The sequence below is a fragment of the Thorsellia kenyensis genome (assembly GCF_042432445.1).
Classification (GTDB): Bacteria; Pseudomonadota; Gammaproteobacteria; order Enterobacterales; family Thorselliaceae; genus Thorsellia; species Thorsellia kenyensis.
Map to the genome: position 1 here is coordinate 73435 of NZ_JBHLXE010000108.1, position 13314 is coordinate 86748.

At 35.8% G+C, this 13314-nt stretch carries 11 protein-coding genes; 4 read left to right on the forward strand and 7 right to left on the reverse strand.

The features are described 5' to 3' along the window. Window positions 1-59: 59 nt before the first annotated feature. From bamB to orn, 6 genes are all read right to left on the reverse strand, one after another. Window positions 60-1256, reverse strand: a complete 1197-nt coding sequence (gene bamB, locus ACFFIT_RS11590) for an outer membrane protein assembly factor BamB (RefSeq protein ID WP_385877837.1) — start codon at window positions 1254-1256, stop codon at window positions 60-62. Between the two features lie 10 nt (window positions 1257-1266). Next, complete coding sequence (locus ACFFIT_RS11595) at window positions 1267-1914, reverse strand: YfgM family protein (RefSeq protein ID WP_385877838.1); 648 nt, start codon at window positions 1912-1914, stop codon at window positions 1267-1269. Window positions 1915-2025: 111 nt separating this feature from the next. Next, on the reverse strand, window positions 2026-3297 hold the full coding sequence (gene hisS / locus ACFFIT_RS11600) for a histidine--tRNA ligase (protein ID WP_385877839.1): 1272 nt from the start codon (window positions 3295-3297) through the stop codon (window positions 2026-2028). 33 nt (window positions 3298-3330) lie between these two features. Beyond that, entirely contained in the window at window positions 3331-4431 is a 1101-nt protein-coding gene (gene ispG / locus ACFFIT_RS11605) for a flavodoxin-dependent (E)-4-hydroxy-3-methylbut-2-enyl-diphosphate synthase (protein WP_385877840.1), read from the reverse strand. An 8-nt stretch (window positions 4432-4439) separates the two neighbouring features. After that, window positions 4440-5501 (reverse strand): cytoskeleton protein RodZ, encoded by a 1062-nt coding sequence (gene rodZ, locus ACFFIT_RS11610; protein ID WP_385877841.1) that lies wholly within the window; start codon window positions 5499-5501, stop codon window positions 4440-4442. Window positions 5502-5946: 445 nt separating this feature from the next. Further along, entirely contained in the window at window positions 5947-6525 is a 579-nt protein-coding gene (gene orn / locus ACFFIT_RS11615) for an oligoribonuclease (RefSeq protein WP_385877842.1), read from the reverse strand. A 274-nt stretch (window positions 6526-6799) separates the two neighbouring features. Between orn and thrC the strand changes: the two genes are divergently transcribed. After that, complete coding sequence (gene thrC / locus ACFFIT_RS11620) at window positions 6800-8089, forward strand: threonine synthase (RefSeq protein ID WP_385877843.1); 1290 nt, start codon at window positions 6800-6802, stop codon at window positions 8087-8089. 265 nt (window positions 8090-8354) lie between these two features. Continuing rightward, complete coding sequence (gene ilvC, locus ACFFIT_RS11625; protein WP_385877844.1) at window positions 8355-9833, forward strand: ketol-acid reductoisomerase; 1479 nt, start codon at window positions 8355-8357, stop codon at window positions 9831-9833. Between the two features lie 177 nt (window positions 9834-10010). Here ilvC and ACFFIT_RS11630 read toward each other — a convergent pair whose 3' ends face one another. Next, window positions 10011-10829 carry a LexA family transcriptional regulator gene (locus ACFFIT_RS11630; RefSeq protein ID WP_385877845.1) on the reverse strand — a complete coding sequence of 273 codons (819 nt, stop codon included), beginning with the start codon at window positions 10827-10829 and terminating at the stop codon, window positions 10011-10013. Window positions 10830-10982: 153 nt separating this feature from the next. On the opposite strand from ACFFIT_RS11630, the gene ACFFIT_RS11635 reads away from it, so the two are divergent. Further along, the gene (locus tag ACFFIT_RS11635) at window positions 10983-11213 is read left to right on the forward strand and encodes a helix-turn-helix domain-containing protein (RefSeq protein WP_385877846.1); all 231 of its coding nucleotides are present in this window, start codon (window positions 10983-10985) and stop codon (window positions 11211-11213) included. A gap of 399 nt (window positions 11214-11612) precedes the next feature. Next, a complete protein-coding gene (ilvB, locus tag ACFFIT_RS11640; RefSeq protein ID WP_385877847.1) occupies window positions 11613-13307 on the forward strand; it encodes an acetolactate synthase large subunit in 1695 nt (564 codons plus the stop codon). Window positions 13308-13314 lie beyond the last annotated feature (7 nt).

Sequence of the window (13314 nt, forward strand, 5' to 3'; positions counted from 1 at the left end):
TCATCAAGCAGCCGCTAAGATATCTCAGTGATTATTAGACGTTAATTTTGCAAAAAATTTTAACGTTCAATAGCATAAACAGACCCATTACGGGCTTGTAATATCACTTTATTACCTACTGTAATTGGGTTGGCAATAAATCCAGAGCTGTCTAATTTTTCTTTAGATACAAACGTACCTGTTTTTTTATCTAGCCAGAACACAAAACCTTCACCATCTGCTACCACAATATTATTACCGACTAAAGCAGGTCCAGTGACAAAACGCTTGTTGAGGCTTTCTTGCTTCCAAATTAACTGGTGATCATCAGTATTTAAAGCATAGATAATATCATTTTGATCAGTGAGATAAATCACTTCATCAGTCACAATAAAGTCGCGAATTGAGCCATATTCTGCCCTCCATATCGCTGCTCCTGAATCAAAATCAAATGCAACAAACATACTATTGTAGGCAATTGCATACACTATGCCATTATGAAAAACAGGCTCTGAGTCAATGTCACCTAATTGATCGATTTCAGTAGCACCGACCGGCTCAGCGACACGCTCCTGCCAGACTAATTGACCTAAATCAAAAGTAAAGGCATTGATTCTGCCATTATCACCACCTACAACAACAAACTTATCTTCAATAGTAATAGGAGAAGATTGGCCTCTTAATGTTAATACAGGAGTGTCTAGAGTAGCGCGCCATATTTCCGCACCAGAATTAATATCTAAAGACTGAAGAATACCATTAGTTGATACCACTAAAATTTTATCTTTTTGCACCGTAGGTCGAGCTATTATTTCTCCTGCAACAGGGACATCTAGAGCGATTGAGCCATCATTAGCATTTAATACAAATAAGCGACCTCTCTCGGTACCGATGTAAACTTTATCTTGGTGGAATGTTACTCCCCCTGATAATAGTGCGGATTTTCTGCGAGAAAGTAGTCCTTCTGATTCAGAAAGTTGAACTTCCCAAAGTGTTTTGCCAGAATCAAGGCTAAGAGCAGTCACTTTGCCTTGTCTGTCAGCAGCATAGATAATTCCATTGGCATGTGCAGGTCTGAGTGTAGAATAATATTCTCCTGTCCCTTTGCCAACAGAGGAATCCCATGCTGTTCTTGTTTCAAATTCAGGAAGGAACTCAGGAACTGGAGCCATGACTTCAAGTTCTTCACTAAAAGGATTAAGAGATTTAAGTGTAGAACACCCACTGAGTAATGAAATAGAAAGTACACTCACAAGTAAACTATAGCGCATGCGCATGTGATTTGCCTCAACTTGGTAAATTATTTAATTTTACGCGCAGGTATTCTTGAATAGAAGGATCTGCGACGGTAATTGCTTGTTCATAGAGTTTTCGAGCTTCTTGGATATCCCCTTTTCTTTTGAGAATGTCCGCTTTTAATTCGAAACGGTTAGCTCCCCACTCATTAGTAGGGATTGTGTTGAGTGTCGCTATTGCGTCATCAAACTTTTTTTGTTCTGATTGTAAATTAGCAAGCATGTAATTAATGCTGCTAGCCAAGTTTTTGTCGATGTTTTTTCTAGACACATCTGACAAAACAGCTTCAGCTTCTTTGAAAGATTTTTCAGCGGCGAGCTCTTTAGCGAAGGCCAAGGCCACAATACCGACATAATTGCTTTCATCCGTTTTTAAATAGGCACGAATTTGTTCATAAGTCTTTTGTTTTTCAGGGTTTTCAGTCCCTTCTTCAACAATTAATTCCTTGCTTTTATTCAATGCTGTTATGGTGGTGTAATATTCAGCGGCTTCATTTTGGACTGTTTTGACTTGATGCTTTTCATAAAAATTCCATCCCACTAACCCGCCAACACCGATAACAATCCCAACAGTAATAGCAATACCATTTTCTTTTAGGAATGTTTTAAATTGGTCAAATTGTTCATTATCCGTTTGCATTTAGATTACCTGCATCTTATCGCGAATTTTGTGCTAGATTCACTATTTAGTTTATTATCGATTCAATTAAATACCGAGTTAGATTATAAAGTAAATAGTTTAATTAGCGTATTAATTAATGTTATTTTCTAAAAATTCTATCACATCTTTTAAATTTAGCGTAATTTGCTCGCCCGATATGAGAGATTTAATTGTTATTTTATCTTGAGTTAATTCCTCTTCTCCAAGAATAATAGCAAATTTAGCTTTATGCTTATCTGCGCGAGTAAATTGTTTTTTTATGTTTCCACCTCCGTGGTTGACCATAAATTTTAATTGAGGTAGTTGATTTCTCAATGATTCAGTAACTTTAATCACAAGAGATTCATCATTACACGCATTTACAACATAAACATCGATTGTATTACCATCGAATAAAGATGGGTTCAGCTGATTGACTAAGAGAATGAGTCGTTCCATACCCATGGCAAACCCTACTGCAGGTGTTGCTTTGCCGCCGAGTTGCTGAACCAAGCCATCGTATCTTCCTCCAGCACAGACTGTGCCTTGGGCGCCTAATTCTGTGGTCACCCACTCAAATACTGTACGATTGTAGTAATCTAATCCTCTAACAAGTCTTTGATTAATTTTAAAATCAATGCCATTTATAGATAAAATATGGCACAAGCGCTCAAAATGTTCTTTAGATTCAGTTTCTAAAAAATCAAACAAGTCAGGAGCATCGGCTAAAATCTTTTGCACTTCAGGGTTTTTACTGTCGAGTATTCTTAAAGGATTCGTATCTAATCGCCTTAAGCAGTCTTCATCTAAAGCATCCTTGTGTTGAGATAAAAATTCAACTAGGGCTTTTTTATAGTTTGCTCTTTCCTCTAACGAACCGATAGAATTAAGTTCTAATGTAACGTGCTCATCAATCCCTAAGTTTTTCCACCATCTTGCCGTCATGATAATTAATTCAGCATCTATATCGGGTCCTTGTAATCCAAATACTTCGACACCTAATTGATTAAACTGTCTATATCGGCCTTTCTGAGGTCTTTCATAGCGGAACATAGGACCTAAGTACCAAAGGCGTTGTTCTTGGTTGTAAAGTAGTCCGTGTTCAATTCCTGCTCTGACACATCCTGCTGTACCTTCAGGTCTAAGAGTAAGACTTTCGCCTCCTCTGTCTTCAAAAGAGTACATCTCCTTTTCTACGACATCAGTCACTTCACCAATGGCTCGGTTGAACAAAGGAGTATGTTCTACAATTGGAAGGCGGATTTCATTGAACCCGTATTGCGTCAAGACCATTTTTAACTGTGTTTCTAGGATCTGCCACTGCTTTGCTTCTTCAGGAAGAAGATCATTCATTCCTCGGATGGCTTGAATAGTTTTACTCATAACGTCTTCTTTTAATTTTTTAATTGTTAATAGTTAGAGAATTCGATTTTTATCTAACAACGATGCCTTTTGCCTAATTTTTGCCTCAAGAGCATCTATAATATCGGTATTATCAAATCTTTCTTTTTGACGAATACCCTCATCGTAAAAGCCACTTTTTTTATGGCCTCCAGTGACTCCTAGAGTAGAAATCAGGGCTTCTCCTGGGCCATTCACAACGCACCCAATGATAGAAACATCCATCGGTGTAATAATATCTTCTAATCGTTCTTCTAAAGCATTTACTGTTGCGATCACATCAAATTCTTGTCTCGAGCAAGTAGGGCATGCAATAAAATTGATACCTCTTGATCTTATTCTTAGAGATTTTAGTATATCAAATCCTACTTTAACTTCTTCTACAGGATCAGCAGCCAATGAAATTCTGATAGTATCTCCTATCCCTTCAGCTAAAAGTAAACCTAACCCTATGGAAGATTTTACTGCACCACTTCTCATGCCACCTGCCTCTGTGATACCCAGGTGCAAAGGCTGTTGGATTTCTTTAGCAAGAAGGCGGTATGCTCCTACTGCTAAAAATACATCGGACGCTTTTACACTAACTTTAAAGTGTTCAAAATTGAGTTTATCGAGTATATCCACATGACGCATAGCTGATTCCACTAGTGCCTCTGGTGTAGGTTCACCGTATTTTTCTTGGATATCTTTTTCAAGTGATCCGCCATTCACACCAATTCTGATGGGAATGTTTTTATCTCGTGCGCAATCTACTACCGCTCTAATACGCTCTTGATTACCAATATTACCTGGATTAATTCTAAGGCAGTCAACACCATATTCTGCAACTTTAAGCGCGATACGATAATCGAAATGAATATCTGCAACCAAAGGGACAGTGACTTGACTTTTTATAAGTTTAAAGGCTTCAGCTGCATCCATTGTAGGCACAGAGACCCTAACGATATCTACCCCTACTCTTTCAAGACGTTTAATTTGGTTAACAGTTTCTATGACATCGGTAGTTTTTGTATTTGTCATTGATTGTACAGCAATCGGTGCACCGTCTCCAATAGGCACTTTACCCACATAAATTCTTTTAGACGCTCTGCGTTTAATTTGATTTTCTTGGTGCATAGATTGAATTACTCGACTTTAGGTAGTGTAAATTTAGCTACAGCGTTAGTTTTGATATATTCACTCATATCAACAGCGCTGCCATTGAATGTTATAGATACCGCACTAGGAGCACCAATTTTTAACTTATAAGGTTCTCCTCCGGTAAAAGAGAGTGATTCACCTTGTTTTTTAAGGCCTGAGAATATAATTTTATTTGAAGCATCTCTGACTTCAAGCCAACAATTTGCCACAAATTCAAATACAATCCCGGAACTGTTTTCGTTACTGACAGGTGAGTTAGTTTCACTGATGCCAGAATTTTCAATGACATAGCTTGAGGTCGAGTGATTGGCTAACGACTGGCTAATCGCTTGGTTTAAGGTAGCATCATCAATTTCACCTTGCGCGTTAGTAATCGAATTAGGGTCTAAAAGGGGTGAGCCTAGTTGATTAGTGCTGTTTATGTTCACACCAAGTGGATCGTTGATTTGTCCTGCTGTAGATAGAGGAAGATCTATAGGTGCGATAGAGGTTATGGCAGATTCATTAGCTCCAGGGTTAACTGATTGTGTGTCGATAGTTTCAGTTTGGGTGTCAGTAATATTGATATCTATGGGCGTAGGTATTGAACCATCAATATTAGTTTGTTGTTTTGTATTTATTTGGTAATCCTGAAACCACCATGCTGCGGTCACACCTACAGTAGTAAATACGATGAGTGCAGAAAATACTTTAAAAAACCTATCACGTCTACGCTTTCTTTTTTCTAGAGAAAAAGATTTCAAAGGTTTTGATATGGCTAATTCAGTAGGTTCTTGATGTTCAATCAAATTTAAAACAACAGATTCTTTAATTCCGAGTAGTTTAGCATAAGAACGTATGTAGCCTCTAAGGAAAGTAGGGGCAATATGATAAATATCGTCTTGCTCGATTTGAACTATTAGACTGTTTTTTAAGTGTAATTTTTTTGCAACAGAATCAATTGTTAAATCTTGTTTCTCTCTTTCTTCCTTAAAAATTTTCCCTAAGGTAATGAGGTTATTCTGTGCTGTTGTGTTTTCATGAGTGTTATTAAATTCTGTATTCATTTTTTAGTCTTCTCGACACTGATAGGGTGTTATTAGGCAGAAGGACAACTCTGTGGAGTATTTTCCAATCATATTACCTAAAAAATTTAGTTAAGCTGTCATTAACTGACATGCAAATTCGATTAGTTGATAATATCTTAAGTGAAGTAGTTCACTTTTATCACACTAGCCAAAAAAGACTTAATATAAGAGTGCTTTGGCTAATATAATTAAAAACACGAATAGTAAATCAGAATTATCTATACCTGTCGAGCTTATGTTATTGAAAAAAATAAAAAAATTAGGGTGAATTTTAATTTATTTTTTGTTTAACAAAAAAACATTTAGAAACACTTTAAGGGTAGCGATTTTTACACTAAACAATCCTATAAAATGCTTTCTATTGTAGCCTTTTATAGGATTAAAAATCAAATTTAATCACTCATTAAAGAAGATAAATTTCTTATTATATTTTCATTACATTGGTTCGGTAAAATTTAAGCTCTTCAATCGATTCCAATATGTCATCAAGTGCTTTATGAGTTGCTTTTTTGGTGAAGTTTTTTAAAATATCAGGCTGCCACCGATTGACTAATTCTTTTAAAGTACTGACATCTAAGTATCTGTAATGAAAATATTCTTCAAGAGTAGGCATGTAATTAAATAGGAACCTTCTATCTTGAGCGATACTGTTACCACATATAGGTGAGCAGTTTTCTGGTACCCATTGTTTTAGGAATTTTAGTGTTTCTAATTCAGCCTCTGCTTCACTAATTTGGCTTTCTTGCACCCTTTTTATAAGCCCTGACGTCCCATGTGTTTTTTGATTCCATTCGTCCATAAGTGCTAAGATTTCAGGGGGTTGATGGATGGCAATCACTGGACCTACCGCAAGCACATTCAGCATTTTATCTGTTACAATGGTGGCAATTTCTATGATTCTATCTTGATTTGGATTGAGGCCTGTCATTTCTAAATCAATCCAAATAAGGTTTTGATTATCTAACCGTTTAGTTATGGGATCTGTTAGTGTATGTTCTTTCATAGTATTCCTTGAGTAAACTTGATAAATAAGGGGATTCAACTAAATAAATTGAGTATATAGTAGCAGAAAAATGAATTTTTAATGTGAGATTCTCTTTTTCCATGAGTAAATTAATTAATTTTAGTGATTTTTTTATGGTATTTGACTTTAAATTTGTTACATTATAGGTTGAAGTATTTTTTTAAAATCTTACAATTTAAATTTTATGTAATTTTTTGATGTCATCATTTTATTTAGCAAATATTAAAGTCATTACTTACTAAGCAGGCAAATTATGCAACTATACAATTTAAAAGATCATAACGAGGTTGTCAGTTTTTCTAAGGCGGTTACACAAGGTTTAGGAAAAAACCAAGGATTATTTTTTCCATCAATAATTCCTTCTTTTTCCAAAGATGAAATAGATCATCTCTTGAATTTAAATTTTGTTGATAGAAGTACTGAAATTCTGTCTGCGTTTATTGGTGAAGAAATTGATAAAGACTTACTTAAACAGAGAGTAGCAAATGCTTTTACTTTCAAAGCCCCTGTTACTCCAGTTGAAAAAGATGTAGGTACTTTAGAATTATTTCATGGACCAACATTAGCATTTAAAGATTTTGGTGGCCGTTTTATGGCACAAATGCTTCAACATATAGCGGGTGATGAAAAAATCACAATATTAACGGCGACTTCTGGCGATACCGGTGCTGCAGTAGCCCACGCATTTTATCAAATACCCAACATTAAAGTGGTTATTCTTTATCCAAATGGCAAAATCAGCCCTCTGCAAGAAAAGCTCTTTTGCACTTTAGGGGGAAATATTCACACCATTGCTATCGAAAGTGATTTTGATGCTTGTCAAGCATTAGTCAAACAAGCATTTGATGATGAGGAATTAAAAGTAACTATAGGATTAAATTCAGCGAATTCTATCAATATCAGTAGATTACTAGCACAAATTTGCTATTACTTTGAGGCGTTTGCTCAGTTAACTAAACAACAGCAGTCACAATTAGTTATTTCAGTACCTAGCGGTAATTTTGGTGATCTAACTGCCGGTTTACTAGCAAAAGCGATGGGATTACCGATTAAAAGATTCATAGCGGCTACCAATGAAAATGATACCGTTCCACGTTATTTAGAGACTAAAGTTTGGGCTCCTAATAAAACTGTTGCAACGATTTCGAATGCAATGGATGTCAGTGCTCCAAATAATTGGCCAAGAGTTGAAGAAATTTTTAATCTCAAAGGTTGGGATTTAAGCGACTTAGGTACAGGTAAAGTCAGTGATAAAGTGACAGCTGAAACGATGAAAGAGTTAGACAAACTCGGTTATATTTCAGAACCTCATGCTGCGGTTGCTTATAGATTATTAAGAGATCAATTAGAGGATGGGGAATATGGTCTATTTTTGGGTACAGCGCATCCTGCCAAATTTATAGAGAGTGTCGAAGGCATTTTAGAACGTAAAATTGATTTGCCAAAAGCGCTAGCTGATAGGGCTAATCTCGATTTATTATCAAAATACATGCCTGCAGATTTTTCAAAGCTACGTGAATTTTTAATGTCCCTACCAAAATAAGCACTCTTCCTTATCCCTATTATCTTAAGAGTCGCTGATGGATTTCTTACTCATGCATATAAATAATGACTGAGAAATCCATTATTTCACTAATTGAAATGTATTCTTTTAAATATTTCAATTTTAGAAATAATAAATCATGCTATACTCTTTAAATACTTCAGTTACATAGTAGATTTTTTTATTGAAATGGATTGAAATATTCTCACGTATTATACTTATAAACCGTATAAATTTATTCATTCAGTGCACATTGGAGAAAGAAATGGCTCAAAATTACTTTAACACCTTAAATTTAAGACAGCAGTTAGCACAATTAGGTCAATGTCGTTTCATGTCAAGAGACGAATTTGCTTCTGAAGCGGACTATTTAAAAGGTAAAAAGATTGTCATCGTTGGTTGTGGAGCGCAAGGTTTAAACCAGGGTTTAAACATGAGAGATTCAGGATTAGATGTATCATATGCACTTCGCAAAGAAGCGATTGCTGAGAAAAGAGATTCTTTTAAACGTGCTTCTGAAAATGGATTTAAAGTGGGTACTTATGAAGAACTACTTCCTTCAGCGGATTTAGTAATAAATCTTACGCCAGACAAACAGCATTCTAAAGTCGTTGCTGATGTTCAACCACTCATGAAAAAAGGCGCTGCACTAGGTTACTCACATGGATTTAATATTGTTGAAGTGGGCGAAAAAATTCGTGAAGACTTAACAGTTGTGATGGTTGCACCAAAATGTCCAGGTACTGAAGTGCGTGAAGAATATAAACGTGGATTTGGTGTGCCTACATTAATCGCAGTTCATCCTGAAAATGATCCGAAGGGTGAAGGGCTAGCTATTGCTAAAGCTTGGGCTGCTGGAACAGGTGGTCATCGTGCTGGAGTATTGCAATCTTCTTTTGTTGCAGAAGTTAAATCTGACTTAATGGGTGAGCAAACTATTCTTTGTGGTATGCTGCAAGCAGGTTCTTTACTCTGTTTTGATAAAATGGTTGCGGATGGAGTAGATGCGAAGTATGCGGCTAAATTAATTCAATTTGGTTGGGAAGCAATTACTGAAGCCTTGAAACAAGGTGGTATCACTTTAATGATGGATAGATTAAGTAATACGGGTAAGTTACGTGCTTTTTCATTAGCTGAAGAGCTCAAAGTGATTATGGCTCCATTATTCCAAAAACATATGGATGATATTATTGCAGGTGATTTTTCAGCAGGTATGATGGCCGATTGGGCAAATGATGATAAAAACTTATTCACATGGCGTGAAGAAACAGGTAAAACAGCCTTTGAAAATGCAACATTAACAGATGATAAAATTGAAGAACAAGAATATTTCGATCATGGTATCGTGATGGTAGCAATGGTTAAAGCTGGGGTTGAGTTAGCTTTTGAAACGATGGTAGATGCTGGTATTATCGAAGAATCTGCTTATTATGAGTCACTTCATGAATTACCGTTAATTGCAAACACGATTGCTCGTAAACGTTTATATGAAATGAATGTGGTCATTTCAGATACTGCTGAGTATGGTAACTACCTTTTCTCTTATGCTGCAGTACCAATGCTTAAATCATTCATGGCAAATTTAAAACCTGGCGATTTAGGTCAAAAAATTAAAGACGCTGAGATTGACAATGTGCAGTTGCGTGAAGTTAATGAAGCCATCCGTAATCATCCAATCGAAAGTGTGGGTAGTACATTACGTGGCTATATGACTGATATGAAACGTATTGCGGTAGCTAATTAGTACACAAGACAAAATTATATTTTAGTCTGAATTTAATCCTACCGGCACTTACTCGTTATTTGGACATTAAGTAAGTACCGGTAGTTTTTTATATATTAATCAGGAGACTAACTTAAAAACACCTCCTAATTCATAAAATAATTAGTACTAAGATTAACTGAGCGCTCCTAGCTAAGATTACGTTATTTTATTGCCTACCCAAATGACTTTCCCCAAAACAAAAAATAGTCTATTGAGATTTTCTCCGTCAACAATTTCGGTACTGTAAGAAGTATTTATGCAGGAAAATTTAAACTTATTACCAATCATTTGTTGAACATGTCTTAATACTAAGGTGTCATTCATTAAAAGAAGATAAACTCCTTCAACAAATGCAGATTGGTGAGTATTCACGATAATGATATCGTGAGTATTTATCCTCGGACTCATACTGTCCGATGTCACTTGATAGCTAAATAATTGGTCAGGCTCACACTTAAATTCGTTTTGAATGAATTTCAAGCTAAACGGGATATTGAGTTTCTTTTTAGTGAATAATCCTTCAAGATTATCCGGTAAAGAAGACAATATCGGGTACTGAGCTATTAGTTCAAAAAGTTTTTGTTTAAGTATTGTATCGGATACAAAGAAAATGTCCTCTTTATCTATCAAATTTGCATAAGAATTCAATAAGTTGCTCGTACTGGGTTCACTGGCAATTAATCTCTCTGGATTATCTGTTTTGGGGTAAACAGCTATTTTTTCTTGTGATCCAATTCCAAATGCTAACCAACTAGGGTTGCATTCAAGTAATTCTGCTATTTCTCTGACTTTTTGTATATTTGGTACTGTTCTACCATAAAAATAATCCCGAATACTTTTATCTGAAATTCCACTTTTTCTAGCAAAACCTATAAAACTGGTATTTTTAAGGAGCTGTTGAAATCTTAAATGGAATGTATCCGAAGAATTTTCCAAATGGGTTAAACGTGTATAATTATCCTTATTTTTTTGCATAAATCGTCCTTGAAATGAATATATCTAGTACAAAAACACGACATAGTGTAATAAATACCCTATAATGCTTTACCTTAGTATTTAAAGTCGATATTATATCCTTTTAGGAGTAAAAAAACTATCTAGGTGGATAAAAAAGAAAGGAATCTTACTATGCAATCAAACACACAACAAATTTTAGATTGGCATCCTGCAGATATTCGAGCAGCATTAGAAAAAAAAGGAACTAATTTACGGCAAGTGTCAAGGGCAGCGGGTTTAGCTCCTGATACTTTAAAAAATACACTAGTGAGACGCTGGCCAAAAGGTGAGCGACTCATCGCTGAGGCGATTGGTGTTTCTCCAGAAATTATTTGGCCAAGCCGATATCAAAATAAAAAATAATTTCTGATATGACTAGCGTGAAACGAATTTAAAAAGTAGCTGTTATTATGTGATCAAGATAACAAATTTTATTAGTTTATTCATTATTCATTCAAATGAGATTGAATTGATAATGACTTTAAGTTATCGTACGTAACGTTAATTAAATTTTACGAGATTAAAACTATGCACTTCACCTCTAGTCAATTAAAGTCAACTCTGCAGAAGCATTTTGCTTCTTCTATAGTTGTTATTTTATCTGTGCTAGTGGTGGTCGTCGTCGGCTTAAAGCCGTGATGGGTGCTTAGCGCAAAATCGCAAACCCCACCGGCTAAAATCGGTGGGTTTTTTTTTGCCCCATCGATTAACCGGTTCTTTATTAATTATGCTTGTTAAACAAGCTTAAAAAAGGATTATGTTATGCAGATGACAGGTGCTGAAATTATTATTAAAGTGCTACAAAGCCATGGAATTACAAAAATAGCAGGAATTCCTGGTGGTGCGGCTCTTCCTATTTATGACGCATTAAGCCGTCAAAAATCTATTCAACATATTCTCGCTAGACATGAGCAAGGCGCTGGATTTATAGCCCAAGGTATGGCGAGAGCAACAGGAAAACCAGCAGTTTGTTTATCTTCAAGTGGACCTGGAGCTACTAATTTAGTCACTGCTATTGCAGATGCGAAGATGGATTCTATTCCTATTGTTTGTATCACAGCACAAGTACCTAATAATATGATAGGTACTGATGCATTCCAAGAAATTGACACCTATGGTATTTCAATCCCTATCACTAAATATAACTATTTAGTTAGAGACGTGAAGGATTTAACTCAGATATTATTAGACGCATTTACGCTTGCACAATCAGGTAGGCCTGGTCCTGTCTGGGTTGATATTCCTAAGGATGTCCTTATGGCGAATGTTGAAGAATCGACAGTATTAGAAACAATTAAAAACTATTCTATTGACTCTAATTTATTTGTGAGTAGTTTGAGTTCTGATGAGTTAGATAAAAAAATCACTGAGGCAGCATCTTGGATTAAAGCAGCAAAAAAACCTGTATTATATCTAGGTGGAGGAATAGTACATGCTAACGCTTCTATCGATGCGCTGCAATTAGCAGAAAAAGCCCAATTACCGACCACAATGACGTTAATGGGGTTAGGCTCAATACCCACTACTCACCCGCTAGCTATAGGTATGCTTGGTATGCACGGCGCTAGATACACCAATTTAATTTTACATGAGTCTGATTTATTGGTCGTTGTAGGTGCGCGGTTTGATGATAGAGCCGTAGGAAAAGTCGCTGAATTTTGTCCTAACGCAAAAATTATTCATATCGATATTGATGCGGCTGAAATAGATAAAATTAAAACTGCGCATCTTGCGATTGAATTAGATGCACAAGAAGCGTTACAACGGTTAGTGCAAAAAGTTGAAGTGATGGAAAGAAAAGAGTGGTTGAATGAAGTCGATATATTAAGAAATAATTATCCACTGGTAACAGATTCGCTTGACTCCCCTTTATCGCATTACGGCTTAATTAATCACTGTGCACAATATGCTGATAACGAGGCTTTTATTACAACGGATGTCGGTCAGCACCAAATGTGGGTTGCTCAAAGTTATCCATTTAGGATCCCAAGACAGTGGTTAACTTCTGGTGGATTAGGTACGATGGGATTTGGTGTACCTGCTGCGATTGGTGCTGCTTTAGCTTATCCAGATAAACAAGTTATCTGTTTTACTGGTGATGGCAGTATTATGATGAATATTCAGGAATTGGCTACATTAGCTGAACATCAACTAAATGTTAAGATTGTTTTATTAAATAATCGAGCCCTCGGGATGGTTCACCAGCAACAAACATTGTTTTATGAAGAAGAAATTTACGCATCAACTTATCACGATAGAACTAATTTTATTAAAATAGCAGAAGGTTTTGGGATAGATACGTGTGATTTAAATAGTGAAGGCAATCCAGCGGAGGCATTACGAATTAAATTATCCACTCGAGGTCCTTGTCTTATTCATGCCATGATTGATCTAAATGAAAAAGTTTATCCCGTTGTTGTACCTGGATCGGCTAATATTCACATGATTAATGCTTAAGGAGTGA

Excerpts from the sequence above, each read along its gene's own strand:
- ACFFIT_RS11595 (WP_385877838.1), bottom strand. The coding sequence starts at position 1,914 with ATGCAAACGGATAATGAACAATTTGACCAATTTAAAACATTCCTAAAA.
- thrC (WP_385877843.1), top strand. The coding sequence starts at position 6,800 with ATGCAACTATACAATTTAAAAGATCATAACGAGGTTGTCAGTTTTTCT.
- ilvB (WP_385877847.1), top strand. The coding sequence starts at position 11,613 with ATGCAGATGACAGGTGCTGAAATTATTATTAAAGTGCTACAAAGCCAT.
- bamB (WP_385877837.1), bottom strand. The coding sequence starts at position 1,256 with ATGCGCATGCGCTATAGTTTACTTGTGAGTGTACTTTCTATTTCATTA.
- hisS (WP_385877839.1), bottom strand. The coding sequence starts at position 3,297 with ATGAGTAAAACTATTCAAGCCATCCGAGGAATGAATGATCTTCTTCCT.
- rodZ (WP_385877841.1), bottom strand. The coding sequence starts at position 5,501 with ATGAATACAGAATTTAATAACACTCATGAAAACACAACAGCACAGAAT.
- ACFFIT_RS11635 (WP_385877846.1), top strand. The coding sequence starts at position 10,983 with ATGCAATCAAACACACAACAAATTTTAGATTGGCATCCTGCAGATATT.
- ACFFIT_RS11630 (WP_385877845.1), bottom strand. The coding sequence starts at position 10,829 with ATGCAAAAAAATAAGGATAATTATACACGTTTAACCCATTTGGAAAAT.
- orn (WP_385877842.1), bottom strand. The coding sequence starts at position 6,525 with ATGAAAGAACATACACTAACAGATCCCATAACTAAACGGTTAGATAAT.
- ilvC (WP_385877844.1), top strand. The coding sequence starts at position 8,355 with ATGGCTCAAAATTACTTTAACACCTTAAATTTAAGACAGCAGTTAGCA.
- ispG (WP_385877840.1), bottom strand. The coding sequence starts at position 4,431 with ATGCACCAAGAAAATCAAATTAAACGCAGAGCGTCTAAAAGAATTTAT.